A 24,195-nucleotide genomic window follows, 5' to 3' on the forward strand; every position below is an offset into this window, starting at 1 on the left:
TGGAGAACCGCTCAGACAACGCCACAATGTAGCCCGGCGACATACCAAAAGGGGTTACCCTCCTCGGTTCCATCTCTCTGGCTCAATCACCGCCTGTAGACATCGCGGCGGCAATGAAACAATCTTCACTGCGGGAACAAAAGCGCTTCGAAGAAAGCGCGGACCTTCGGGTGCGCATGAAAAATCGATGGACCTTGTACGATCCACGCCTGGCCTGGATGCTCGTTGCACCGGTGCTTCTGCTGCTGATCTTCTTCCTGGTGCTGCCGATCGCGGTGATGGCGGCCTATACGTTCTTCACCTTCGTCACTGCCGGCGTCGAAACCAGCGCGCTGACCACCGTCAACTGGCAGGAATTCTTCAGCGACAGTTATTATTCCGGCTTCCTGCTGAAGACGTTGAGGGTCGGCGCGATCACCGCGCTGCTGTGCGGCGTGCTCGGCTACTTCCCGGCCTATTTCATCTGGGCCACGAGCTTCAGGCACAAATGGCTGCTCTTGCTCCTGCTCATCGTGCCGTTCTGGATCAGCTTCACCATCCGCACCTTTTCCTGGATCAACATCCTAGGCGAACAGGGCGTCGTCAACGTCGCGCTGCTCAAAATGGGCATCATCAACGCGCCGCTGCCGATGCTCTACAACGAAGGCGCGGTGATCCTGGGGCTGCTGCATTTCCTCCTGCCCTACATGATCCTCAACGTCTATGTCAGCCTCGAGGGCATTGACCGCACGCTGATCTCGGCGGCCCGCTCGATGGGCTGCACCAGTGCGCAGGCGTTCCGCGAGGTGACGTTGCCCCTTTCCCTGCCGGGTCTCGCGGCGGGCCTGCTGCTCTGCTTCGTGCTGGCGGCCGGCAGCTATGTGACGCCGCAGCTCTTGGGTTCGGGCCGCGACGCGCTGTTCGGCAATTTGATCTATGACACCATCATGAGCGAATTGAACTGGCCGCTGGGCGCAACGCTGTCGATCGTGCTGTTCCTCGTGCTCGGCTTCTTCGCCGCGATCTACACCCGCTACATGGGTATGTCGCAGATCGTGAAGGGGTTGGGCGGATGAAGGCTGCGCGGCCGAACAAGGACGGCAAATGGGCATGGCGGCTGACCGGCTTCGTCACGCTCTGCGTCTACGTCTTTATGTTCGCGCCGATCGCGGCGACCGTCATCTTGTCGTTCAACGCCTCGATGTTCGGCGGCTTCCCGATGACCGGCTTTTCGCTGCAATGGTACGCCAAGCTGATGAACAATGACGCGGTGCTGACGGCTTTCCGCACCTCGCTGTGGATCGCGCTGGTGACGGCGGCCGTCACCACGGCCATCGGCGTCGTCACGGCATTCGCGCTGGCGCGCTTCGACTTCCGCGGCAAGCAGGCGCTGAGCACGCTTGTGATCCTGCCGGCGCTGGTGCCGGAAACCATTCTCGGCGTCGGTCTTCTGGTGCTGATCAAAGCGATCGACCAGCCGCGCACCATGCTGCTCCTGGTGCTCGGCCATATCCTGCTTGCGGTGCCCTATGTGGTGCTGATCGCGCAGGCGCGCATGGTCGGCATAAGGCGCGCCTATGAGGAGGCGGCGCTCTCGCTCGGCGCCTCGCGCTTCTCGTCCTTCCGCGAGATCACGCTGCCGCTGCTCATCCCGGCGGTCGTCGGTGGCGCGCTGCTCGCCTTCACCATTTCGTTCGACAACACGTCGGCCAGCCTGTTCTGGCGGCCGGCAGGCGTCGAGACGATGCCTACCCAAATCCTTTCGATGCTGAAAATCTCGATCAGCCCGGAGATCAACGCGCTCGGCACCGTGATGATTGTGGTGACCGTCGGCATCCCGCTGATCGGCGGCCTGCTGATGCAAGGCCTGACAAAACTGAGAAGACGCGGCGAACCCAAGGAGGAAGCACGATGAAACTGACCACCACCAAGCGGCTGGAGCGGCTGCACGACCGCTATGTCAACGGCGATCTCAGCCGACGGACGTTCCTGAGTCTGACCGCGGCTGCCGCGGCCTCGGCCGGCCTCTCCATGCCGTGGATGAGCCGGGCGCTTGCCGCGGTCGAGCAGGTGCGCTTCGACGGCTGGGGCGGAACGGTGCAGGACGCGATCGACAAATATGCCTTCCAGCCCTACACGACCAAGACCAAGATCAAGGTGGTGCAAGGCACGTTCGGCGACGAGAACGAGATCATCACCAAGATCAAGACGGCCAAGCCCGGCGACTTCCAGATCGTCCACTCGTCCGGCGTCAACTACTACATCAAATATATCAATGCCGGGATGAACTCGGAGATCAACGAGGCCAACATTCCCAACATGGCGAATGTGCTGCAGCCGATGATCGAGCCGTTCCGCAAGCTGACGCCGAAGCTATCGGCCGTGCCTTACGATTACGGCACCACCGGCATCGCCTACAACACCAAGGTGATCTCGCCGGAGGAAGCCAAGGAAAAGGGCGCCGGACTTCTGCTCGACAAGAAATATGCCGGCAAGGTCGGCGGCTATTCCGACATGACCACGCGCGTCTGGTACGCGGCTCTCGCCACCGGACAAGACCCCAACAACCTCAAGGACATGGACGCGATCTGGGCCAAGGTGCGCGAGACGCGCGACCTCGCCAAGAAATTCTGGAGCTCCGGCGCGGAGCTTATGGACCTGCTTTCCAAGGGCGAGATCGTGGTGACCGACGCCTGGTCGGGCCGCGTCGCGGCGCTGCAGGATCAGGGCCACCCGATCGGCTATCTCGATCCGGCCGGCTCCTACGCCTGGATGGAGGATATGCTGATCCTGAAAGGCTCGCCGATGGCCGAGTGCGAGGAGCTGATCAACTTCATGCTCGATCCGGCGACTTCGATCGCGGTTGCCGAAGGCCAGAGCTATCCGCCGTCGCTCGACCCGAACAAGGTCAAGCTGACCGACAAGATCGCGAAGCTGCCGGCCTTCGATCCGACCGGCACGATGAAGGCGTTGACCTTCGCCGATCCGGTCTATTGGGCGAACAACGAAGACGCCTGGACCAAGCAGTGGAACAGGATCTCGAAAGGTGCCTGACAGCCAGGGCACGACACTCAATCCCCGGCCGGCCTCGGCCGGGGCGGAGGGCGCGAGCGCGGCCGCCGGGGCGAACAACCCGGCGGTCGAGTTCCGCAACATCGAGATAGCCTACGGCAAGTTCGTCGCGGTGCGCGATTTCTCGCTGTCGATCGGCAAGGGCAGCTTCGTCACGCTGCTCGGCCCTTCGGGCTGCGGCAAGACGACGATCCTGCGCTCCATCGCGGGGCTGGTCGATATTTCTGCCGGCCAGATCATGATCGGCGGCCGGCGGGTCGACGGCGTGCCGATCTACAAGCGCAATATCGGGCTGGTGTTCCAGAGCTATGCGCTGTTTCCGCACAAGAGCGTATTCGACAATGTCGCCTTCGGGCTGAAATACCGCAACGTCGCCAAACCCGAGATCAAGCGCAAGGTCGGCCAGGCGCTCGATATGGTGCGGCTGCCGGGCAGCGAGAAGAAACTGCCCTCGCAATTGTCGGGCGGCCAGCAGCAGCGCATTGCGCTGGCGCGCGCCATCGTCTTCGAGCCGCAGGTGCTTCTGCTCGACGAGCCGCTCTCGGCCCTCGACGCCAATATGCGCGAGGAGATGCGCGTCGAGATCAAAAAGATCCAGAAGGAAACCGGCATCACCGCCATCTTCGTCACGCACGACCAGGAAGAAGCGCTGTCGATGTCGGACCGCATCGTGGTGATGAATGCCGGCTCGGCCGAGCAGATCGGCACGCCGGAAGAGGTCTATGAGCGGCCAGCCACCGCCTTCGTCGCCGACTTCCTCGGCAAGGCCAACATGCTGTCAGGCACGGTGAGCAGGTCCGACGGGCCGACCATTGTCACGCTCGCCGGCGGCCAGACGGTCAATGTGCTTTCACCCAAGGCGCTGCCGCAGGGAAGCGCAGTCACCGTCGTGGTGCGGCCACAGAAACTGTCGGTCGCTCGAGCGAGCGCCAACCGGTTGCCCGGCCGGGTCGTGTCGGCCTCCTATCTCGGCGGAAGCGCCATCTACGAGGTCGACATAGGCGGCAAGGCGAACATCCGCGCCAACGCCCCGATCGACGGCCGGGTGCTGCGCGAAGGCGAAGCGATCGAGCTCGGCTTCGACGCCGACGACTGCGTCTTGCTGGACGAGACCGGGCTGCGGATTTCCTGAAGGCCGCGACTGCTGCTGCCCCGCAAGGTGCCTCAGTTTGAATTTTCAGGGAACAACACAATAGATCGGTCGCCATGACCAACATGGAGGCGACCGGTCGCGTGGTTCAGCCTCAAGTGATACAAATAAGGCACCGACATCCCCTCGGGAAGCGCGCCGGCTTGTTCCATTCGTCCGAGTTCGGCCATGGATTTTCGCAAAATCTTCTCGATCTCGGACGTGCGGCGGCTGCGCTCGGCGAATAGAGACCGTTCGAGCAACTCGGGGCGGCGGTTGGCCACGGCTGCAAACAGTACTCTGAGATCGTCATAAGATCGGCCATCAAGTTGCTCCAACGCGGCAACAAACGGCTCAAGCAGGCGATGCCGCCTCATTCCTCGCGCTCTCTTCTATACGACCCGCGCGTCCCCAGCCGCGCCTAACTCGATGTTCCTGCAAGCCTACAAAATCTCTATTTCCACGGCAATTTCGACGCCCGCTCCAACGCTCGTTCCCCGGTCGTAAGCCACAAGTCCGGCCATCGACGACGCGAACGGTCGCGCCGCAAAAGATGGAGACGACGATGACGACTTTGGAACACACCCCCCATGAAACCAGCCGATCGGGTCTCGGCCCGATCAATTTTGCCGGCCGTGCGCTGCGCCTTGTCTACCGTGCAATGAGGATGCGCAGCGACCGCGCCGCCATGCAGGCCATGCCCGACTATCTGCTGAAGGACATGGGTATCGCCCGTTCTGAAATCGATCATTACACCTCGATGCGCTACGCCTCCGACGCCGGCGGGATGGACATCCGCAACGCCCATTGATCGCCGATGGCGATCGTCGCCACGCCGTCGACAGGCCCCGGGCTTCCGCACGCCCGGGGCTTTTGCGTTCCGGCGCATTCGGGTCAAGACACTTCGTTACAAACGATACGTCCAACGCAATTTCCACGGTAGGCGTATGAAAAATTCCACGGTCGCATCCACTCTCGTTCAAACGCTCCATCGGCAAACAGAGGCCGTCACGGCAACCAAGCCGCAAACGAACCTTTGGAGATGAAGATGCAACCCAACACCAAACCTGCACGGCTTCCGCTCAATGGCGTCGACACGCCGAACCTTTTGGCGACGATCAATTTCGTCGCCGGGCAGCCGGAGCTCGCCAAGTTCCAGTTCCGCGCTCACAACGAGTGGATCGAGGGCACGCACAGCAAGACCGTCATGAACGGCTTCTTCGGCGCCGGACAGGAGCAGAAGCACGAGAAGCCGCATTATGCCGATGCCGATCATCCGGCGATCTTGTGCGGCGCCGACAATGCGCCGACCCCGGTCGAGTGGCTGCTGCACGGGCTGGCGGGCTGCCTGATGGCGGGCGTCGCCAACATCGCCGCCGCGCGCGGCATCAAGCTCACCAAGGTGAAATGCTCGGTCGACGGCGACATCGACCTGCGCGGCATTCTCGGCATCTCCGACGAGGTCCGCAACGGTTTCCAGAACATCCAGGTGTCGTTCGAGATCGAAGGCGATGCGCCGGCCGAGAAGCTCCAGCAGCTGGTCGAGCAGTCGCGCGCCCGTTCGGCCGTGTTCGACGTGCTGACCAAAGGCGTGCCGGTCACCGTCGGCATCAAGACCATCCAGTAAGCAGGCCGGCGGTCCGGAACCGATCCGGGCCGCCGCCTCCCGAGACGGAAATGAACCATGAGACGCTCGGACGTCGTCATCATCGGCGCGGGCCAGGCCGGGCTTGCGCTCAGCCATTGCCTCGGCCAGGCCGGCATCGACCATGCCGTGCTGGAGCGCGGCCGCATCGGCGAGCGCTGGCGTTCGCAGAGCTGGCGCTCGCTCAGGCTGCTCACGCCGAACTGGCTGAACGCCTTGCCCGGCTCGCCCTATGAGGGCGGCGATCCGGACGGCTTCATGACCAAGGAGGCTTTCGTGGAAAGCCTGGAACGCTACGCCTGGGAATGGCATGCACCCGTCGAGAGCAATGTCGAGGTCATCGCTGCCAGGCGGACCGTCGAAGGCTTTGCCTTGCGCACCAGCGCCGGCGAGCTGTTGGCGCGAGCGGTCGTCGTCGCGACGGGACATTGCGACCGGGCGGTCATCCCTTTTTCGGCTGAGATGCTTCGCGGACCGCTCAGCATCCACACTTCGCAATATCGCTCGCCTGCCGAGCTGCCGGGCGGCGGTGTGCTGGTTGTCGGCGCCTCGTCCTCCGGCGTGCAGATCGCCGACGAGCTCGTCCGCGCCGGGCGGCGCGTGGTGCTTTCGGTCGGCAAGCATACACGCCTGCCCAGAACATGGCGCGGCCAGGATATCTTCTTCTGGCTTTGCGAAATGGGCTTGATGGCACAGCGCCAGGAAGACCTCGCCGATCCGGAAGGCGCCCGGCGCCAACCATCGCTGCAGCTCGCCGGCCGACCGGACAGGGCAGATGTCGACCTCGCCACGCTGCAGGCGCTCGGCGTGGAACTCACCGGGCGGGTGCATGGCGTCGGCGACCGCGAGATCGGCTTCGCCGGCGATCTTGGCCAGCACATCGCGGCAGCCGAAGCGAAGCAGGCGCGCCTACTCGACCAGATCGATCGCTTCGCGGGTATGACGACACCGTACCGGCCCGAGCCGGTGGCGACGCCGGCGACGTGCGCGGCGCGGCTTTCGCTGACGGACGGATCGATCCGCAGCATCGTATGGGCAACCGGCTATGCGCGCTCGTTCGGCTGGCTGGAGCCGCTGGCGCTCGGCGCCGATGGCGAGCTGGCGCATCAGGGCGGCGTCACCAGCGTGCCGGGTCTCTACGCGCTCGGCTTCCGCTTTCTGCGCAAACGCGATTCCAACTTCATCGGCGGCGTCGGCGCGGATGCCGAGGCGATCGCCGCTGAAATCTCCCGTTATCTCGATTGCAACGCCCGCAAGGCGGCCTGAGGACATTGAACATGGCAAACAACCTCATCTCCCTGATGGCCGCTCCGAAGCATGGCCATTACGACGCTATCGTCGTCGGCGCGCGCTGCGCGGGCGCGGCGACGGCGATGCTGCTTGCGCGCGCCGGCCTCAAGGTGCTTGCGATCGACCGCAAGCCTTATGGATCCGACATGCTGTCGACGCATGCGCTGATGCGACCGGCCGTGTTGCAGCTTTGGCGCTGGGGTCTGCTCAAGCCGCTGCTCAAGGCCGGCACGCCGCTCATCGAGACGACGACCTTCCATTATGGCGACGAGGAGATCACCATCCCCCTTGCCGCTAGCTCGGACCTCCCCGGCCTCATCGCGCCGCGGCGCACCGTGCTCGACCGCATCCTGGTCGATGCGGCGCGCAAGGCCGGCGCGGAGATCCTGCACGAGGTCGCGGTCGGCGGTCTCTTTGCCGACACGCGTGGCCGCGTGCGCGGCATCGAGATCCGCGCCGCCGGCCGTACTGCCGTGCGGGTCAGCGCCGATATCGTCGTCGGCGCCGATGGCATCGGCTCGCTGGTGGCAAAATGCGTCGACGCCCAGCCCTTGCGGCGCGGCGCGGTGTCGGCTGCCCATGTCTATGGCTATGCGCCAGTCGAGCCGGGCGCCGGCTATCACTGGTACTTCCGCGACGGGATCGCCGGCTCGTTAATCCCGACCAATGACAGCCTCGCCTGCATCGTCGCTTCGGTGCCGACAGGCCTGTTCGACCAGCGCTTCCGCCTCGGCCACGCCCGCGCCCGGATGGATGTGCTTGAGACGCTTTCCCCGACACTGGCAGCACAGGCGGCCCGGGCACCCAAGGATGCGCGCCTGCAGGCGTTCCGCGGCGTGCCGGGCTATATCCGCCAGCCGCACGGCCCGGGCTGGGCGCTGGTGGGCGACGCCGGCTTCTTCCGCGATCCGATCACCTCGCACGGCATTTCCGACGCGCTGCGCGACGCCGAGAGCCTCGCGCGGGCAATCCTCAGTGGGTCCGAGGCAGCATTCGCGGTCTGGCAGCAGCAGCGCGACATGATCGCCAACCAGATCCTCGACACCACGGACGCCATCGCCGGCTTCGATTGGACGCTTGACGATCTCGGCGAGCGGCATCGCCGATTCAGCGCCGTCCTGAAGGCCGAGGTGCAGGCGCTGGCCGGGCAACCCATGCCGGCCCGCCGCGCTACCGCATCGAAGCCCTCGACCTATCGAGCGCCGGCCAACCAGGACGGGCCGCCGGCCGATTTTTCCCGCAACCGAACTGGAGCAAGACCATGACTGTGCATGTGATGAAGGACGGGTGGATCGGTGTCATCAAGGGCCGGCCAAAGGTGGGCGCCTTTGCCGAACGCTCGCGGCGCACGCAGCCGCAGGATATCGACGCCTTTGCCGAGATGACCGGCGATCGTAATCCGCTGCATTACGACAAGGCGCTGGCCGAGGCTTCGGTCTTCGGCAAGCTCATCGTGCAGGGCGGCGTCACGTCCGGCATCCTGAACGCGGTGGTCGCGGAAGACCTCCCCGGCCCCGGCTCGGTGTTCCTCGAAGTCTCGTGGAAATTCGTCAAGGCGGTCGGCGTCGGCGAAATGATCACCGGCCGCGTCGAGGTCAAGGACGTGCGCGCCGACAAGCCGATCACGAAGCTGGAGACATCGGTGCGCAACGAAGCGGGCGAGCTTTGCCTCACCGGCACGGCGACGGTGTTCACCGTGCCGCTCATCGGCGGCTGAGGGCTTCGCGAGTGCCCGGTTACCCGCCCGCCGTCTCGGCGATGAAGGCGCGGACGTGGTCTATGAACTCCTCGAAGGCGGGCTCGCCTTCGAGGAGGATGTGGTTCTGGCTATCGAGCTCGATGAAGCGCGCGCCGGGAATGCCGGCGGCCATGGTGCGGCCCGACTCCACCGGCGCCACGTTGTCGTCGCGCGCGTGCAGCACCAAAGTTGGCACACGCACCTTTTCCAGCAAGTCGCTGACATCGATCACCGAAAAGGCGTTCTGAAGACGCCAGGCATCGTCGGGCGAGACGGTGCGCAGCATCAAATCGTCCATCCAGGCGAAATGCTCGTGCGTGGCGCCGGGAATGAACATGGAGCAGAAGGCCTGGCGAAACATCGGGTTCGGCTTGCCCCAGCTCTCGCGCATCAGTGTCGCCACGGCCTCGCGCGTCGCGATCTCGCCCGCGTCGCCGCGCGCCCGCCAGCCTTTCACGTAGCCGCCGTAGAGGATCATGCCCGACACTCTCTCGGGGTGGCGGATGGCATAGGCGATCGAAACCGCGCAGCTCTGCGACAGGCCGAGCAAGGTGAAGCGGTCGAGCCCGGTTGCGTCGACTACGCATTCGAGATCCGACACCATGGTTTCGAACGAGATGTCGACGACGTGCCTTTGCGACAGGCCATTGCAGCGCTCGTCATAGCGCACAAGGCGGTTCTGGCGCGACAGTTCCCGCATCCAATGCCGCCAGATCGGGCTGTCCCAGTCGAAGGTGAGATGCGACATCCAGTGCGCGGCGCGCAGGATCGCCGGGCCACTGCCGGTGCTGGCATGGGCGAGCCTGGTGCCGTCGAGAGCCCGGCAGAACTGCACGGCGCGGCCGGGATCCTGCGGCGACGCAGTAAGCCTCGACGGCGCCTGCCGCGGCTTGGACGAAGCAGGTTGCTGCGCGCGGCCGGTGGCTTGAGCGGCGATCGACCGGACCTTTTCCTCCAGCGCCTCGATCTCGGCGGCTATACTGGCGTCGTCGGGCGCCAGGCGGCGCAGGCGCTGGGCGAACGGCAGCGCGCGGCGCGGCTCATTCCCCAGGCGCTCGACCAGCTCGCGCAGGATGCCAAGCTCGACGATCTCGACCTCGCTGGCGATGGCCTGCCGCCAGGCTTCATAGTCGAAGCAGCGTTCGAGCGAGAGGTCGACGAGAAAGCCGCCTCGGATCGAGGCCAGGACCGCTTCGAGCTCCTCGGTCGAGCGTGATGAAAGATCGGCCTTCACCAGCGGCGCCAGCCGCGCATAGTCCGTCTCGACATTGAGCGCGACAGCATTGCGATCGGCGGCAAGAACGGATTCGTCGGCGCCCAGCACCTGGCGGATCTTGGACAGGCTCCAGCGCAAGGCGCCGCGCGGATCGTCCGGGATGTCCCAGAACATCTCGCACAGCCGCTCGCGCTGGTGCTGCCTGGCGGTGACGGCGAGGTAGGCGAGCAGCGCCCGCGTCTTGCGGGATGGCGGCAGGTGAAGCGGCTCGCCGTCGCGCGTGACCTGAAAATCGCCAAGCACGCGCAGTTCCAGCATGTGCTGACCGCCGTTCATGCGTCCACGCGCTTGTCGATCGCCATGATCCCCTTCGGCCTTGGCCGACGCTGCGAAGGGGCAGCCAATAGCAAAATTGGCTAATTTAGGAAAGCTTGGTCCGGACGGCTCACCGCCCGAGGAACCAGACCGACTTGGCGGCTCGGGCAGCCGCAGATATCGATCAAGGCGACGTGGCCGCTCGTTCACGCCTTTGCCGGAACCGGCCTCGACTTGATCGCCGTCGCCAGCACGACCCCGACCACAATGAAGGCCGCGCCGAGCAGATCGTAATCGTGCAGGCTCTCGCCGAGCAGCAGGTAGGCGAGCACGGCGACGAACAGGGTCTGCAGATAGAGCAACATGCTTGCCCGGCTAGCGCCGAGCGTCTCCACGCTTTGGTTATAGAGATAGTACATCAGCGCGCCGCCGGGACCCGCCAGATAGGCAAGCGCGAGCAGGCCGTCGGCATTCAAGGCGGAGCGCTCGTCGTTGAAGATTTCCCAAAGGTGGAACGGCAGCGCCACCAGCGCGCCGGCGCCAAGCAGAAGGACCACCAGCGGCAGGAGCTCGAGGCCGAATTTCGAGCGGCGCAGCAGCACCGTATAGAGCGCCCAGCAGAAGGCGCTGCCGACGATCCACAATTCGCCGATGTTGAAGCGCAGTTGCACCAGCGCGTCCAGCTTGCCATGCGCGACGATCACCAGCATGCCGGCAAGTGCTGCAACCGCGCCGAGCGACTTCCAGAGCCCGAGCGGCTCGCCCAGCACGAGACGCGCCAGCACCATGGTCATGATCGGCGACATCGCCATGATGATGCCGGCCGTGGTGGCGTCGGTGTCGTTCAGACCATGGTAGATCATCCCTTGGCAGAGCGTCAGGCCGATGGCGCCGACGGCGACGATCTCCAGCGGCCGCGATTTGAGCAGCGCCAACATCGCGCCGTGATGGCGGTGCACGATCGGCAAAAGAATGAGGCAGGCGAGCGCCAGCCGCCAGAAGCATAGCCCCCAGGGCGGCATTTCCGGCGCCACCCACTTTGCCGCGATATAGACGCCGGCCGAAAGCAGCCAGCACAACACGGCGGCGGGATAACCAGCCAGCGACGGTATCGCTCGAGCGACCGGCGCTTCCGCCGGATGCGCTATCGGTATCGCCTGCATCGCATGTCCCCCACTCCATGAAGGTCAGTCCAGTCGCGGCCGACAGTCTATCTCATGACGGGAGTGTTACATAGCCGGCCCGGCAAAAGCGCACGCGGCAGGGATCAATGCGACGTGTCGCCGGCAAAATGCAAACGATCCCAGGCCGAGCCGACGCGACCGTGGAACTGCGATGCGAAGCGTTTGGCCTCGATGTCCTCGAGGCCGTCCTCGACAAGGGCCTCGATGCTCCGCCGCAGCAAGGCGAGCTGCATCTGCCGCGCATGTCTTGCGTCGGTTTCGCGCATGATGGCCGTGACGTGATATGCCACGACCGGCTGGCCAAGACAGGACAGGAGCGCGCCTGACCCTGCCGTCGCTGCAGTGACTGCTTCCTCGATATTCATTCCGGCGCTCCTCATCAAAAGATGCTGGGCGCCTCCCCGGCAGAATGGCGACGGTATCAGTCGCTTCTTTTCTCATTTCGGCCGGTCGTGAACTCTTCGCTCGCGGCCGAAATCAGTATCCTCCAGAAACCTATTAAAGGCGACCGGATAGTTAATTCATGGTTAACGGGGACGCTCGCATCTTACGCGTCAGGGGCCAGCTTGATGCATCGGTCAGTGACCGAGGACGTTGCGCTCGGCCGACGGCGCCAGGCTCTGCGAACCGGGCACCGAAACCGGCGCACCCTGAAGCACCCAGTCGGCCGCGATCTGGCCGATCACAGGGGCGAGCTGGATGCCATAGCCGCCGGCGCCGGCAGCGGTGATCAGCGTCGGCTCCGAGGCATCGAATGGTCCGACGAAGGGGCGATGGTCGGCAGTGACGGGATAAAGGCCCGCCCACCCCCGGCCGAGTCGCGCGCCCGGCAGGTCGGGCACGCGTTCCAAAAGCAGCTCGGCCAGATCGACCTTCGACTGCTCCTCGCACTGGTCGTTGTAATTGTCGGGGTCCTCCGGCGCGATCGAATTCACTTTGTGGATTTCGGCGATCAGCTCGCCTGGTTTTTCGTGGCGGAAGTTGAGCCCGCTGCCTTCGCCGTTCACGAGGTCCATCACCATCGGCATCGTGTAGCCGAGCGGCTCGTCAAGATGGATGACGACGGCCTCGTGGCGCTCGGGCCAGATGTGGAGGCGCTGGCCGAAAAGCGCGGCGACCTGCGGCGCCCAGGCGCCGCCCGCATTGACCACGACATCGCAATCGATCAGTCGTCGCTCGCGATCGATCAGTCGTCGCTCGCGATCGACCGGGCCGCCATCCGTTTCCAGCGTGTAGCCGCCCGGGCGCCGTTGCACCCCGACCAGCTTGCGGTACTGACGGATTTCGCCGCCCTTGGCGCGGACGATGCCCGCAAGGAAATTGCACATCTCATGTGGATCGAGAAAACCGTTGTCGGGCCCGAACAATCCGCCTTCGAGCCCGTCAGGATTGATGTGCGGAACAAGATCCCTGAGCTCGTTCGCGCGGACGAGACGCGACCTCAGCCCCGCCTCGGCCTGGATCTCGACCGATCTCGCGAAGAGCTCCATCTGACTGGTCGTACGCGCCAGCCGCAGATAGCCGATATGGTTGAAGCGAAGCCCTTCGCCCTCCCATTGGCGGAACCGGCGCAGCGAATGGACGCGCAGCATGATCTCGAACGGGTCGGTCAGTTGCGATCCGACGACGCCGACGGACCGGCCGCTCGACCCCGAGGCAATCGAGTGCGCTTCAAGCACGGTCACGCGCGCACCCTGCTCGACGAGGTTGAGCGCCGTGCACATGCCCAGCGTGCCCGCGCCGATCACCACGACATGAGGAGAAGCTGTCATCTGTGGTCCGCCTGCTTTCACAACTGCGCGGCGAGGTCGCCCAAGGTATCGTCGATCGCTTGAAGCATGGCGCCGGCATCTTCCTCGGTCATCGGCGTCGACAACGCGAACAGGCCGTAGCTGGCGGACAGGACGCCGCGGCCAAGCAAACCCTTGTGGAAGGTGTCGAACTTCCTGTGCTCGACCGGCCCTGGGTAGATCGAGCGGTAATCCGTGACGGGATGCGACGTGAAATGAACCTTGAACAGCGAGCCGAGGCCGACGCATTGGCCGGTGAGCCCATGCTTTTCGAATGAGGCCGTGACGCCGTCGCGCAGGAACGCGCCCAGACGATCGAGATGAGCAAAGCTCTCTATTGTCAGCGCCCGCATCGAGGCAAGGCCGGCGCGCATGGTCACCGGATTGGCGGTGAAGGTGCCGCCATGCGGAAGCGCCGGCTTGCCCCCGGTCGGGTCGAACACCGCCATGACATCGGCGCGCCCGCCCACGGCGCCCACCGGGAAACCGCCGCCGATGATTTTTCCGAGCGCCGTCAGGTCCGGCTCGATGCCCCACAAGCCTTGCGCGCCGGACCATCCAAGCCGAAACGAGATGACCTCGTCGAAGATCACCAGCGCGCCCGCCGCATGGGCGGTCTCGACCATGGCCTGAAGATAGTCACGACGCGCCGGGATGAGGCCGGCACGGTTGGGCATCGGGTCGATCAGCACCGCCGCGATGTTGTCGCCCTCGGCGGCGAAGACGGCGCGCAGCGCCTCGCTGTCGTTGAAGGGCACGGCGATCACGTCCTCCAGCACGCCGCGCGGCGTGCCCTTGGCATAGGGCGTGGATCTGGGCAGATCGCCCCAATTGGCGGGCGATGAGTCCAGGCTGACTTCAGCGAAATCGTAGGATCCGTGATAGGCGCCTTCGATCTTGACGATCTTCGGCCGCGCGGTGAAGGCGCGCGCGGCCTTGATCGCCATCATCACGCCCTCGGTGCCGGAGTTGGTGAAGCGGATCTGGTCGACGGAGGGCAGCCGCTCGACCAGCAGCTCGGCAAGCTCGATCTCGCTCAGCGTCGGGGCGCCGAAAGCGGTGCCGAAGGGCAGCTGCTCGACGACGGCCGCGGTGACATCGGGATGCGCGTAGCCATGGATCATCGCGGTGAAATTGTTGATGCAGTCGTAATAGGCATTGCCGTCGACGTCCCAGACCCTGCACCCCTCGCCGCGCGCGGCGTAGATCGGAAACGGATCGACGAAAACCGTAGTGCGCGTATTGCCGCCCGGCATCACCTTCCTGGCGCGCTCGAACAGGGTTTTCGATCCAGGCATGGCGTCGGGATAATGCGGCATGGCGTTCCGAAGGCGAATTCGACTGTTAAAACAGCGGCGCGCTGCTCGTCACGAAGCTACGGCTCGTTTGCGCGCCGGCGCAATCGGCCAGACCGGTCATGCGACCCGACCAGGGTCATCGCGGACCCTCATCATTTTGCGCAGCAGCAACCGCGCGCTTAGACTGCCCGACATTGATCAGCTCGCCATCGAGAAGTTCTGCTCCGAGACGATCAATCATGACATCTAGTCCATTTGGATGATGCATCCTGCCCCTAAAGGCGTACCTGGTATAAGCAGCCCGTCAACTGCGCAAAATACAAGTTGTCCAAACTGTAGATGGAGTTCAACACGGAGCGAACCGCCAAGACCGAAAATCTTAATTTTGCGCACGCACAGCCGCTATGACGTGTTTGTTTCTTGAGCATCGCGAAGAATACCGGCAGACAGAGGACCGTGGCCAGTGACGTCCATACATGGATCCTACGAGGAGTTCGAAGATGACCCGCGCCCGGCGTGGGTTCGCTTCAGCATGCGCCACTGGAGGTGGAGCGCCATTCCCGGATGCATCCTCCTCTTGGCGGCGGTATCTCCCCCAGACAACGGCGCCGAAATCCAGCAACAGATCGCGGCAGCGCGAGGCGAACTGGCGTCGACAAAAGCGCAACTGGGCCTGAGTCAGGATGCCGAGCGCACAGCAAGCGCCCAGGCAAGGCTGTTGGCCAGCACCTCCGCAGAGCAGACAAAGGCCCTGAAAGAGGCGAACCAAAGCAACGGAACCCTCAAACTCGATCTGGAAGCGGCGCAGCGCGTCATCAAAGACTTGAAGGCACAGTTGATTTCTGCAAACGAAGCACGCAACGCTGTGGAAGCGTCCCTGGCCGAGGCAAATCAATCGGTTGCCGAAGAGCGCCATAAGGTCGAACAATTCGAGCACGAACTCGCCATGGCTCGCCAGGCCGGCGAGGCCGATCAGAAACGCGCAAATCTGGCTGCGGCCGAGCGGGCCACCGCCCTAAAGGACCTCCAGCTGGCGGTTACTGCCGCAAAGCATGTCAACGAGGCATTGGATCTGGAACACACGCGCGCGGTTTCGGCCGCAAGCGATGCCGATGACGCCCGTCGGGAAAGAGACGCTGCAAAACAGGCATCTGCCGACTTGAACGCAGCGCTGGAGCAGGAGCGTCAAAAGCTGACCGACATGTCCGTCGCTCTCACCGCTGCGCGAAAGGCGATCGACCTGGTCAAGGCGCAAAGTGCGCGCCGCACAGCGCAGATGGAGCGCGCGCCCGGGTTGCGTTCCGCCGCGGTTCCACTTGCCAGCCAAAATGGCCAAGCTGTCCGCCGAACAGGCTTGCAGGATAAGAACAGAGCGAAGATCCCAAGATCCCCGAAACGGGTTCTGGTGGCGACGACAATCACTCTCCCCGACGCGTTGCTTCCGACCCCGCCTCCATGATGATGGTCGGCAGTACATTTGGATTGGCACGAACGCATGCCCAGGAGGGGTCCTGAAATGGGCAAATACGTGGCGGTCGCCTTGATGATCGCAGCCGCTACCGGACCGGCGGCCGCCCTTGATGTCGGCGGTGGCGGCAAGGTCGGCGGCATTGGCGTCGGCGCTGGCGTGAGCGCCGGATCACAAGGTGTCTCCGCTGGCTTGGGGGCAAATGTCGGCGGCTTGGGCGGCGCAAGCGTTGGCGCGTCGGTGAGCTCAGGCGGCGTCAGCGTTGGCGCGTCGGCAGGCGCAGGAGGGGCGAGCCTTGGCGCGTCCGCGAATGCTGGTACCGGGTCCATCGGCGCCAGCGTTTCGACGGGTGACGCTGCAGGCAACGCAAGCGCCGGCGTGTCGACGGATGCCGGCACCGCAACATCAGGCACCGGGGACACCGCGCCCCCCGACAACCCCACCGTTTTCTCCCCCAGAAGCGCGACAACCGCGATCAGCCTGCCATCCATCCTCAAACCCTCCAGCACGGGTGGCGGGGAGTTCGGGCGGTTTAGAGCGGGCTATCCTTTTGCGCCCCTTGTATCGTTGAAAGCAAAGCCAGGCACGCCGCCCAAAATCGTGAGCGCTTGCCGCGCGGCGATCATGTCGGCCACGACGCCGCTTGGTGCTGTGCGCGTATACGCGGTTAGTGCCGGTCCGATGCGCCAACACAAAGCCGGTCTGGCGGCGCCGATCGAGGTGCGAATAAACTATGCGCTTCCAGGCGGCATCCAAGTGCGACAAGCGAAGGTCCTGTGTCGCCTTAGTGCGACGGGGAAGGTCATCGCTGTGACATAGAAACCAGCTTGCCGAAGTCGTGCACAGGGACCGCTATCTGGCGATGTCACTCGCCGCTGCCCGGTTCGGGTGCCTGAGATTGGTCGGCGTGATGCCGGCCTGCTGGCGGAAGACACGGCTGAAATGGCCGGCATTGGCAAAGCCGCAGCGATAGGCGATCTCGCCGATCGCGAGGTCGCTGCCTTCCAGCAGCGACCTGGCGTAGTGCACCCTGAGCGCCAGATAGGCGGCCATCGGGCCGATGCCGAGCTCGGCGCCGAACAACCGCTCGAGCTGGCGGCGCGAGCAGTTCTGCCTGGCGGCGATCTCGGCGATCGGGATCGGCTCCTGAAGATTGCTTTCCATCAGGAGCAGCGCCCGCTTCACCGCGCGGCTCGCGGCCGCTGGAAAAAGATCGCCGACCGGCTGCACGTCGCGGCTGGAGCGGATGCGGTCGAGCACCAGGATCTTGGCCGCCTTCTCCGCCGCCTTCCGGCCGATGAATTGCGAGACGAAATAGCCGGCAAGGTCGGCCGCGCCCGTGCCGCCGGCGCAAGTGGCGCGGCCGCGGTCGACGGAATAGAGGCTGTCGGCATGCGCGTTCACATCGGGGAACTCGGCGCGAAAATCCTTGATGTGGAACCAGCTGACCGCGGCGCTGTAGCCGTCGAGCAGGCCGTAGCGCGCCAGCACGAAGCTGCCGGTGCAGAGCGCGGTGAGCGGCACGCCCTTCTGCGCGGCGCGCAACAGGAACGCCTCCTTTTCCGAACTCAGCTTGCGGCTGGTGTCGAGCAGGCCGCCGACCACCACGACATTGTCGAAATCCTCCGGATTGCCCATCGCTCTCGTCGGCAGCAATTCGACGCCGCAGCTGGCGCGGATCGGCAGGCCGCGCTCGCCGACGATCTCCCAGTCGAACTCGATCCTGCGGCTGCGGTCGCCCTCGTCGCCGGCGAGTCTCAGCGTGTCGATGAACAGCGACAGCGGCGACAAGGTGAAATCGCGCACCAAAAGAAATGCGAACTTCCTGGCCATGTTTTTGCGAGCCGACGCCCCTGCCTTGTCTCAAAGCCATTTTCGACCATTCCGCACGGTCGGCGCTGCTTCGCCAACGCCGCCACGCAAGCGATAGGCGACGCGCGTGGCGTTAATCGCATGAATGGCTCCGCCTGGGCGATTGCCGCATCCGGCTCTGTCGCGCTGCCTGCCCCTGGCCCGCCCTCTGGGCGCATCTGGAATAGGGCTCTGGCCCAACCCGGACATGCACGAACGGGATGGCCATTATAACCAGACGCTTTATAACGGGCGATCCGATTATGACCACCAAGGGGAGACGATGCGTTACATACGTCCGCTTTCAATCGAAGATGCCGTTGGCGAGCTCGCCAAGGCAGTAGGCCCGGCCGCGATCCTGGCCGGGGGCAGCGACCTTTTGGTGAGGATGAAGGGCGGCTTCATCGAGCCCGAGCTGATCGTCGACATCAAGGCAATCGGCGGCCTAGCCGACATCGCCGAGACGGCCGACGGCTTCCGGATCGGCGCCGCCGTGCCCTGCGCGGTGCTGGGCGAGAACAAGGCGCTCAAGCAGGCATGGCCGGGCGTGGTCGAGGCGGCCAACCTGATCGGCTCCAAGCAGGTGCAGGGCCGCTGCACCATCACCGGCAATCTTTGCAACGCCTCGCCCGCCGCCGACAGCGTGCCGGCGCTGGTCGCGGCCGCGGCACAAGCAGTCGTCGCCGGGCCTTCGGGCAAGCGCACGATTGCCGTGGAAGCCGTGCCGACCGGACCCGGCCGCACGTCTCTCGCCAAGGGCGAGATGATCGAGGCGATCCTGCTCGACAAGCGGCCTGAGCATGCGGGCGACGCCTATCTGCGCTTCATTCCGCGCACCGAGATGGACATCGCGGTGGTGAGCGCCGGCGTGAACCTGACGCTCGACGAGAAGGGCGCGATCAAGACCGCCCGCGTGGCGCTCGGCGCCGCAGCGCCGACGGTGCTTCTGGTCGAGGAAGCCGGGCAAGTGCTGGTCGGCTCGAAGCTCGACGAAGAGACGCTGGAGCGGCTGGCGAAGATCTGCTCCGGCGCCTGCCGCCCGATCGACGACAAGCGCGGCACCATCGAATTCAGACGGAAAGTCGCGGGCGTGCTGGCACAGAGAGCCGCAACGACCGCCTACAAGCGTGCGGGAGGCAAATAATGGCCGGTATAGCTGTATCAACCACGATCAACGGCGACGCCGTCGAGTATCTGTGCCAGCCCGACGAGACGCTGCTCGACGTGCTGCGCGACCGGCTGGGGCTCACCGGCGCCAAAGAAGGCTGCGGCACCGGCGACTGCGGCGCCTGCAGCGTCATCGTCGACGGCAGGCTGGTCTGCTCCTGCCTGGTGCTGGGCGCGGAAGCCGAGGGCCGCAAGGTCGAGACCATCGAAGGCATGGCGCATGGCGACCAGCTGCATCCGCTGCAGCAGAAGTTTCTGGAGCATGCGGCCTTGCAATGCGGCATCTGCACGCCGGGCTTCCTGATCGCGGCCAAGGACCTGCTGGAGAAGAACCCCTCGCCCACCGAGGAGGAAATCCGCTTCGGGCTGGCCGGCAATCTCTGCCGCTGCACCGGCTATGACAAGATCGTGCGCGCCGTCCAGGATGCGGCAAACGTGATGAAGGGAGCGTAATCCATGAACTTCGATCCGCGCTACTCCGGACGCAATTTCTCCTCGGTCGGCACGCGACCGGTCCGCCCCGATGGCGTCGACAAGGTGACGGGACGCGCCCGCTACGGTGCCGACTTCAACATGGCTGGCCAGTTGGTTGGCCGCGTGCTGCGCAGCCCGCACGCGCATGCGGTGATCAAAAGCATCGATACGTCGAAGGCGGAAAAGCTCGCCGGCGTGAAGGCGGTGATCACGGCCAAGGACCTGCCCGACCTCACCGATGGCGATGCCGCCATGTACGACATCCTCGACAACTGCATGGCGCGCAAGAAGGCGCTCTATGACGGCCATGCGGTGGCCGCGGTGGCGGCGATCGACGCCCGCACCGCCCGCCAGGCGCTAAAGCTGATCGAGGTCGACTATGAGGTGCTGCCGCATGTCACCGATGTCGACGAGGCAGCCCAGCACCATGCGCCGCTGATCAACGATCAGGTCTATACCGAGGGCCTGGAGGAAAAGCCGGCCAAGCCCTCCAACGTCACCAAGCGCACCCAGTTCGGCCATGGCGATGTCCACAAGGGTTTCGCCGAGGCCGATTTCATCGTCGAGCGCTCGTTCAAGACCGAGCAGACGCATCAGGGCTATATCGAGCCGCATGCCTGCGTTGCAAGCGTCAACCCGGACGGCACGGCGGATCTGTGGGTCTGCACGCAGGGCCATTTCGTCTATCGCCAGCATTGCGCCCAGTTGCTTGGGCTCGAAGCCTCGAAGCTGCGCGTCACCTCGTCGGAGATCGGCGGCGGTTTCGGCGGCAAGACCCATGTCTGGGCCGAGCCGGTGGCGCTGGCGCTGTCGCGCAAGGCCGGCCCTCCTGTAAAACTGGTGATGACCCGCGACGAGGTTTTTCGCGCCTCGGGCCCGACCAGCGCCACCTCGATCGACGTCAAGATCGGCGCCAGGAAGGACGGCACGATCACCGCGGCGGAAGCGACGCTGCGCTATAGCTGCGGCCCCTATGCCGGCTCCTGGGCCGAGATCGGCGCGATGACGGCCTTCGCCTGCTACAAGCTCGAGAACGTCAAGACGGTCGGCTACGAAGTGCTGGTCAACCGGCCGAAGACCGCGGCCTATCGCGCGCCCTCCGCGCCGATGGCGGCCTTTGCCGTGGAAAGCGCGGTGGACGAGCTCGCCAAGGAGCTCGGCATGGATGCGGTGGACTTCCGCATCAAGAACGCCGCGCAGGAAGGCACGCGCTCGTCCTACGGCCCGGTCTACGGACCGATCGGCATCGGGCCGACGCTGGAGGCGGTGAAGAGCCATCCGCACATGAAGGCGCCGCTGAAAGCCAACCAGGGGCGCGGCATGGCCTGCGGCTTCTGGTTCAACTTCGGCGGCCAGACCTGCACGGATCTGAACATCGGCATGGACGGCACGGTGTCGCTGGCCGTCGGCACCGTCGATGTCGGCGGGTCCCGCGCCTCGCTGTCGCTGGTGGCGGCGGAGGAGCTCGGCATCGACTATTCCAACGTCAAGGCGATCGTCGCCGACACGTCCTCGCTGGGCTACAACGACATGACCGACGGCAGCCGCGGCACCTTCTCCTCCTCGATGGCGACGATCTCGGCCGCCCGCAACGCGATCAAGATTCTCAAGGATCGCGCCGCGCAGATGTGGGACATCCCGGTGGAGGACGTGACCTGGGAAAAGGGCCATGCGATCGCCAAGGGCGAGAAATACGGCAACCTGTCGCCGCTGTCGCTGAAGGACATCGCGGCCAAGTCGGGCACGACCGGCGGGCCGATCGCCGGCCATAGCGAGCTCGTCGCCGACGGCGCCGGCGTCTCCTTCGCCACCCATATCTGCGACATCGAGGTCGACCCCGAGACCGGCGCGACCCGGGTGATCCGCTATACGGTGGTGCAGGACGCCGGCAAGGCGGTGCACCCGACCTATGTCGAGGGCCAATACCAGGGCGGTGCCGCGCAAGGCATCGGCTGGGCGCTCAACGAGGAGTATATCTACGGCAAGGACGGGCGGCTGCAGAATGCCGGCTTTCTCGACTACCGCATCCCGGTCTGCTCCGACCTGCCGATGATCGACACGCAGATCCTGGAAATTCCCAACCCCAACCACCCCTATGGCGTGCGCGGCGTGGGCGAGACCTCGATCGTGCCGCCGCTGGCGGCGATCGCCAACGCGGTGTCGAACGCGGTCGGCGTGCGCATGACCCACATCCCGATGTCGCCGCCGCGCATCCTGGCGGCGCTGGAGGCGGAGCGGGAGGGCTGAATCCAAGCTAGGGCAAGGTGTGTTGAGATTCAGGTCAAGCCGAGCCGAGAATGATGGCTTCCGAGAACCGGAGCGGAGCGTACTTGACGTACGTGAGCACCGGAAGCGCAGGAAGCCTTCATTCGCAGGCCGGCCTCACCTGAATATCGACGCACCTTGAGGCGGTGATGGTTGAGGTCACCCTCTGGGGCTCGCTCAGCGCCGTCGCCGGCGGCAAGGCCAAGCACGAGATCGAGGCCAAGGACATAAGGGAGCTGTTCCGCAAGCTGGCGGAACAGTATCCCGGGATCGAGCCGTGGATCGATCGGGGAATTGCCGTGGCGATCGACGGGACGATTTACCGGGATACGTGGAGCAAGGAACTGCCGGAGGGGGCGGAGATTTTCTTGCTGCCGCGGCTGGCCGGGGGGTGAGTGAACCGGCGGCTGGCCGTCACGACGCCTACCATTGGCTGTCGAGCCGCTCACGCAGTTCCCGCTGCTGTTTGATTTCGGGCGGCGACGAATCGACAGAACCGCTGCAGCACGCAGGCGCCCCAGACACCGGCGAAGATATCCGCAGCCACCTCCAGCCGCGGGTTTCCTTGGCTGGCGCCATGATATCGGCACTGTCGAATTGAAACCGGCATGTCCGGCGACCGTGCCGGCCGCTTGGGGTGGCGCTTACCGTCTAAGCCCGAAAAAGCTCAAGATGGCGAGAATGACGACGACGAGGCCGATGAGATAGATAATGCTGTGCATGGCACATCCTCCTATGGAGGATTAATAATTAGCATGCGCTAATGTTCCCGGCGGGCGGCTGCTCCAAGCGTCCTTCGTTCGGCAGGCGCCCTGTCTCCAGTCCGTGCCCCCCTCGGTCAGGCTCGCGGGCACCACCCGCTTTCGAGCCGCTCATGATTATCGGGCTGGTTATCGGTTTGGCCGGTCTTCCCGCACAACGTTGTAGAGAAGAAGCCCCGCGGTCAAAGACACGACCGCACCCAGCATGTCGGGTCCGGTCAGCCCCGAATAGTACACAAAAGCGAATGCCAACTCGGCCATGGTTCCACCTGGGTGTGCGATCCTTGCTGAGAGAACCCTTAGCGCGCGCTAATGTTCCTATGGTTCGGAATGGATCTGAGAAGTCCAGACCCCGCCTGCCCATGATAGGCGCCGAAGAACGTTGGGTTCCACAGATGGGCCCTCTCTCCGACTGAGGTCCCATTCGCCAGCGCATTGGTCCATCGCGCGAAACATAATCCCTGCAATCTCATTAGGGCTGCGCTGACGAGCAATCAGTCCCTTCATCGTCAGTTGGCTGGATCGCCCGCCACCTGCTCCCAGGTGGTGGGCATCCGAAGAAAGAACAGGGGCTGGGGACAGAGGTGGACAATGTCGATTTCCGAGGAGTTGCGGGACGTGAGTCTTCGCTATGAATGCCCGAATTGCCGCCGGCCGATCATCAGGAACGGTTCATGGTTCAAGTCGGTGAGCACCTTCCGGTGCGATGCCTGCAAGACGAAGCTCAGGCTTGGCTATTCGGCCAAGCTGGCGCTCTTCGAACGCCACGGCAAGGCGGCGTTTTCGGGGGTGTGACCTATGCGGATGAGTGCCCGCGAACCTTTTGCCGAGCAGCAGCTTCCTTTCCGAGAGCGGTGGGAGATGCCCCCGACGGCCGTAAACGACAACAGCGCGTTCCAACACGGCGATCTTTCCAATCTCGTCCCGGCCGATGACGGCCTTGCAAGGATCACCGCGAAAGCGGAGCGGATGGGCATTGCGGCGGCCGTGGCGATCGGCCTTTTCATCGGGCCGGTCGTGTTCACGTGCCTGATGCTGAGCGTGTGGAACGCGGCGTTGGACAGCAACGGAGGCAAGTATGATCGAGACTTCCAGGATCCTGGAAACCAAAGTGGCGGGCTTGCAAGACAGGCTGAGAGAAGCCAAGCTCAGCATGGATGACATGCTGGCCTTTCAAAAGGTCGCGGACGTGCTGGACAATGGCCATGGCGGCATCGACGTCGACGACCTGATCGCGCTTTCGTTTGTGGTGGAGGATGAGGGTTGAGGGCGTAGGCGAGGCCCCAAGCTGGGGGAAGCCATCGCCCGGCGCCATCGCCGGAGGCTAAGGCCACCAGATCGAGGCCAAGGACATCAGGGAGCTGTTCCGCAAGCTGGCGGATCCCGGGATGGAGCCGTGGATCGACCGCGGGATCGCGGTGGCTATCGACGGGAACGATTTATAGGGATACGTGGGGGAAGGAGCTGCCGGAGGGGGCGGAGATATTTCTGCTGCCGCGGCTGGTGAGGAGATAAGCTGGGGACGCAGACCCCTTCGCACTTGGCAATCTCGC

The 24,195-nt window shown here is 64.6% G+C and carries 24 protein-coding genes and 1 pseudogene; 18 read left to right on the top strand and 7 right to left on the bottom strand.

Annotated elements, in window-relative coordinates:
- The first annotated feature begins 176 nt into the window (after positions 1–176).
- Genes LB515_RS24235 through LB515_RS24250 form a run of 4 tightly spaced genes read left to right on the top strand, consistent with a single transcriptional unit; the run spans position 177 to position 4,183 of the window.
- Positions 177–1,055: an ABC transporter permease gene (locus LB515_RS24235; protein ID WP_224709198.1), complete on the top strand. Its 879-nt coding sequence runs from the start codon at positions 177–179 to the stop codon at positions 1,053–1,055.
- Complete coding sequence (locus tag LB515_RS24240) at positions 1,052–1,894, top strand: ABC transporter permease (protein WP_224709199.1); 843 nt, start codon at positions 1,052–1,054, stop codon at positions 1,892–1,894. The genes LB515_RS24235 and LB515_RS24240 overlap by 4 nt, the downstream gene beginning before the upstream one ends.
- Positions 1,891–3,033 (top strand): ABC transporter substrate-binding protein, encoded by a 1,143-nt coding sequence (locus tag LB515_RS24245; RefSeq protein WP_224709200.1) that lies wholly within the window; start codon positions 1,891–1,893, stop codon positions 3,031–3,033. Before LB515_RS24240 ends, LB515_RS24245 begins: the two co-directional genes overlap by 4 nt.
- Positions 3,026–4,183 (top strand): ABC transporter ATP-binding protein, encoded by a 1,158-nt coding sequence (locus tag LB515_RS24250; RefSeq protein ID WP_224709201.1) that lies wholly within the window; start codon positions 3,026–3,028, stop codon positions 4,181–4,183. The genes LB515_RS24245 and LB515_RS24250 overlap by 8 nt, the downstream gene beginning before the upstream one ends.
- A gap of 32 nt (positions 4,184–4,215) precedes the next feature.
- Here LB515_RS24250 and LB515_RS24255 read toward each other — a convergent pair whose 3' ends face one another.
- A complete protein-coding gene (locus tag LB515_RS24255; protein WP_224529709.1) occupies positions 4,216–4,557 on the bottom strand; it encodes a hypothetical protein in 342 nt (113 codons plus the stop codon).
- Between the two features lie 188 nt (positions 4,558–4,745).
- On the opposite strand from LB515_RS24255, the gene LB515_RS24260 reads away from it, so the two are divergent.
- The 5 genes from LB515_RS24260 (at position 4,746) to LB515_RS24280 (ending at position 8,832) form a co-directional block, all read left to right on the top strand.
- On the top strand, positions 4,746–4,991 hold the full coding sequence (locus LB515_RS24260; RefSeq protein ID WP_181174876.1) for a DUF1127 domain-containing protein: 246 nt from the start codon (positions 4,746–4,748) through the stop codon (positions 4,989–4,991).
- Between the two features lie 237 nt (positions 4,992–5,228).
- Positions 5,229–5,807 (top strand): OsmC family protein, encoded by a 579-nt coding sequence (locus tag LB515_RS24265; protein ID WP_224529713.1) that lies wholly within the window; start codon positions 5,229–5,231, stop codon positions 5,805–5,807.
- A gap of 57 nt (positions 5,808–5,864) precedes the next feature.
- Positions 5,865–7,091: a flavin-containing monooxygenase gene (locus tag LB515_RS24270; protein WP_224709202.1), complete on the top strand. Its 1,227-nt coding sequence runs from the start codon at positions 5,865–5,867 to the stop codon at positions 7,089–7,091.
- 11 nt (positions 7,092–7,102) lie between these two features.
- Complete coding sequence (locus LB515_RS24275) at positions 7,103–8,380, top strand: NAD(P)/FAD-dependent oxidoreductase (RefSeq protein WP_224548435.1); 1,278 nt, start codon at positions 7,103–7,105, stop codon at positions 8,378–8,380.
- Positions 8,377–8,832, top strand: coding sequence for a MaoC family dehydratase (locus tag LB515_RS24280; RefSeq protein ID WP_224632104.1), 456 nt, complete (start codon positions 8,377–8,379; stop codon positions 8,830–8,832). The genes LB515_RS24275 and LB515_RS24280 overlap by 4 nt, the downstream gene beginning before the upstream one ends.
- A 19-nt stretch (positions 8,833–8,851) precedes the next feature.
- Here LB515_RS24280 and LB515_RS24285 read toward each other — a convergent pair whose 3' ends face one another.
- The 5 genes from LB515_RS24285 to LB515_RS24305 all read right to left on the bottom strand — a co-directional run bounded on the left by LB515_RS24285 (position 8,852) and on the right by LB515_RS24305 (position 14,677).
- Positions 8,852–10,405 carry an alpha/beta fold hydrolase gene (locus LB515_RS24285; protein WP_224709203.1) on the bottom strand — a complete coding sequence of 518 codons (1,554 nt, stop codon included), beginning with the start codon at positions 10,403–10,405 and terminating at the stop codon, positions 8,852–8,854.
- 185 nt (positions 10,406–10,590) lie between these two features.
- Complete coding sequence (locus tag LB515_RS24290) at positions 10,591–11,547, bottom strand: DMT family transporter (protein WP_224548411.1); 957 nt, start codon at positions 11,545–11,547, stop codon at positions 10,591–10,593.
- A 104-nt stretch (positions 11,548–11,651) separates the two neighbouring features.
- Positions 11,652–11,933 carry a hypothetical protein gene (locus tag LB515_RS24295; RefSeq protein WP_224709204.1) on the bottom strand — a complete coding sequence of 94 codons (282 nt, stop codon included), beginning with the start codon at positions 11,931–11,933 and terminating at the stop codon, positions 11,652–11,654.
- 213 nt (positions 11,934–12,146) lie between these two features.
- Positions 12,147–13,340 (bottom strand): NAD(P)/FAD-dependent oxidoreductase, encoded by a 1,194-nt coding sequence (locus tag LB515_RS24300; RefSeq protein WP_224709205.1) that lies wholly within the window; start codon positions 13,338–13,340, stop codon positions 12,147–12,149.
- A gap of 17 nt (positions 13,341–13,357) precedes the next feature.
- The gene (locus tag LB515_RS24305) at positions 13,358–14,677 is read right to left on the bottom strand and encodes an aspartate aminotransferase family protein (protein ID WP_224709206.1); all 1,320 of its coding nucleotides are present in this window, start codon (positions 14,675–14,677) and stop codon (positions 13,358–13,360) included.
- Positions 14,678–15,233: 556 nt separating this feature from the next.
- Between LB515_RS24305 and LB515_RS24310 the strand changes: the two genes are divergently transcribed.
- On the top strand, positions 15,234–16,115 hold the full coding sequence (locus LB515_RS24310; RefSeq protein ID WP_224709207.1) for a hypothetical protein: 882 nt from the start codon (positions 15,234–15,236) through the stop codon (positions 16,113–16,115).
- A gap of 57 nt (positions 16,116–16,172) precedes the next feature.
- A complete protein-coding gene (locus LB515_RS24315; protein ID WP_224709208.1) occupies positions 16,173–16,943 on the top strand; it encodes a hypothetical protein in 771 nt (256 codons plus the stop codon).
- A 33-nt stretch (positions 16,944–16,976) separates the two neighbouring features.
- Here the strand turns inward: LB515_RS24315 and LB515_RS24320 are convergent, their stop codons facing one another.
- The gene (locus LB515_RS24320; RefSeq protein ID WP_224610370.1) at positions 16,977–17,957 is read right to left on the bottom strand and encodes a GlxA family transcriptional regulator; all 981 of its coding nucleotides are present in this window, start codon (positions 17,955–17,957) and stop codon (positions 16,977–16,979) included.
- Positions 17,958–18,258: 301 nt separating this feature from the next.
- Here LB515_RS24320 and LB515_RS24325 point away from each other — a divergent pair, with 301 nt between their 5' ends.
- From LB515_RS24325 to LB515_RS28375, 7 genes and pseudogenes are all read left to right on the top strand, one after another.
- A complete protein-coding gene (locus LB515_RS24325; protein WP_140845386.1) occupies positions 18,259–19,119 on the top strand; it encodes an FAD binding domain-containing protein in 861 nt (286 codons plus the stop codon).
- A complete protein-coding gene (locus LB515_RS24330) occupies positions 19,119–19,595 on the top strand; it encodes a (2Fe-2S)-binding protein (RefSeq protein ID WP_095768250.1) in 477 nt (158 codons plus the stop codon). The genes LB515_RS24325 and LB515_RS24330 overlap by 1 nt, the downstream gene beginning before the upstream one ends.
- A 3-nt stretch (positions 19,596–19,598) precedes the next feature.
- Positions 19,599–21,863, top strand: a complete 2,265-nt coding sequence (locus LB515_RS24335) for a xanthine dehydrogenase family protein molybdopterin-binding subunit (RefSeq protein WP_224709209.1) — start codon at positions 19,599–19,601, stop codon at positions 21,861–21,863.
- Positions 21,864–22,030: 167 nt separating this feature from the next.
- On the top strand, positions 22,031–22,276 hold the full coding sequence (locus tag LB515_RS24340; protein WP_095768248.1) for a MoaD/ThiS family protein: 246 nt from the start codon (positions 22,031–22,033) through the stop codon (positions 22,274–22,276).
- A 984-nt stretch (positions 22,277–23,260) separates the two neighbouring features.
- On the top strand, positions 23,261–23,437 hold the full coding sequence (locus tag LB515_RS24345) for a hypothetical protein (RefSeq protein WP_224548393.1): 177 nt from the start codon (positions 23,261–23,263) through the stop codon (positions 23,435–23,437).
- Between the two features lie 3 nt (positions 23,438–23,440).
- Entirely contained in the window at positions 23,441–23,803 is a 363-nt protein-coding gene (locus LB515_RS24350) for a hypothetical protein (protein ID WP_224709210.1), read from the top strand.
- 173 nt (positions 23,804–23,976) lie between these two features.
- A pseudogene (locus tag LB515_RS28375) lies at positions 23,977–24,157 on the top strand (MoaD/ThiS family protein); the annotation flags it as partial.
- Positions 24,158–24,195: the final 38 nt, after the last annotated feature.

The organism is Mesorhizobium sp. CA15 (assembly GCF_020165215.1).
Taxonomy (GTDB): Bacteria; Pseudomonadota; Alphaproteobacteria; order Rhizobiales; family Rhizobiaceae; genus Mesorhizobium.

Bases quoted from the DNA above. Each gene is read 5' to 3' on its own strand.
- LB515_RS24235 (WP_224709198.1), top strand. From the start codon at position 177: ATGAAAAATCGATGGACCTTGTACGATCCACGCCTGGCCTGGATGCTC.
- LB515_RS24240 (WP_224709199.1), top strand. From the start codon at position 1,052: ATGAAGGCTGCGCGGCCGAACAAGGACGGCAAATGGGCATGGCGGCTG.
- LB515_RS24245 (WP_224709200.1), top strand. From the start codon at position 1,891: ATGAAACTGACCACCACCAAGCGGCTGGAGCGGCTGCACGACCGCTAT.
- LB515_RS24255 (WP_224529709.1), bottom strand. From the start codon at position 4,557: ATGAGGCGGCATCGCCTGCTTGAGCCGTTTGTTGCCGCGTTGGAGCAA.
- LB515_RS24260 (WP_181174876.1), top strand. From the start codon at position 4,746: ATGACGACTTTGGAACACACCCCCCATGAAACCAGCCGATCGGGTCTC.
- LB515_RS24265 (WP_224529713.1), top strand. From the start codon at position 5,229: ATGCAACCCAACACCAAACCTGCACGGCTTCCGCTCAATGGCGTCGAC.
- LB515_RS24270 (WP_224709202.1), top strand. From the start codon at position 5,865: ATGAGACGCTCGGACGTCGTCATCATCGGCGCGGGCCAGGCCGGGCTT.
- LB515_RS24275 (WP_224548435.1), top strand. From the start codon at position 7,103: ATGGCAAACAACCTCATCTCCCTGATGGCCGCTCCGAAGCATGGCCAT.
- LB515_RS24280 (WP_224632104.1), top strand. From the start codon at position 8,377: ATGACTGTGCATGTGATGAAGGACGGGTGGATCGGTGTCATCAAGGGC.
- LB515_RS24285 (WP_224709203.1), bottom strand. From the start codon at position 10,405: ATGAACGGCGGTCAGCACATGCTGGAACTGCGCGTGCTTGGCGATTTT.
- LB515_RS24290 (WP_224548411.1), bottom strand. From the start codon at position 11,547: ATGCAGGCGATACCGATAGCGCATCCGGCGGAAGCGCCGGTCGCTCGA.
- LB515_RS24295 (WP_224709204.1), bottom strand. From the start codon at position 11,933: ATGAATATCGAGGAAGCAGTCACTGCAGCGACGGCAGGGTCAGGCGCG.
- LB515_RS24300 (WP_224709205.1), bottom strand. From the start codon at position 13,340: ATGACAGCTTCTCCTCATGTCGTGGTGATCGGCGCGGGCACGCTGGGC.
- LB515_RS24305 (WP_224709206.1), bottom strand. From the start codon at position 14,677: ATGCCGCATTATCCCGACGCCATGCCTGGATCGAAAACCCTGTTCGAG.
- LB515_RS24315 (WP_224709208.1), top strand. From the start codon at position 16,173: ATGGGCAAATACGTGGCGGTCGCCTTGATGATCGCAGCCGCTACCGGA.
- LB515_RS24320 (WP_224610370.1), bottom strand. From the start codon at position 17,957: ATGGCCAGGAAGTTCGCATTTCTTTTGGTGCGCGATTTCACCTTGTCG.
- LB515_RS24325 (WP_140845386.1), top strand. From the start codon at position 18,259: ATGCGTTACATACGTCCGCTTTCAATCGAAGATGCCGTTGGCGAGCTC.
- LB515_RS24330 (WP_095768250.1), top strand. From the start codon at position 19,119: ATGGCCGGTATAGCTGTATCAACCACGATCAACGGCGACGCCGTCGAG.
- LB515_RS24335 (WP_224709209.1), top strand. From the start codon at position 19,599: ATGAACTTCGATCCGCGCTACTCCGGACGCAATTTCTCCTCGGTCGGC.
- LB515_RS24340 (WP_095768248.1), top strand. From the start codon at position 22,031: ATGGTTGAGGTCACCCTCTGGGGCTCGCTCAGCGCCGTCGCCGGCGGC.
- LB515_RS24350 (WP_224709210.1), top strand. From the start codon at position 23,441: ATGCGGATGAGTGCCCGCGAACCTTTTGCCGAGCAGCAGCTTCCTTTC.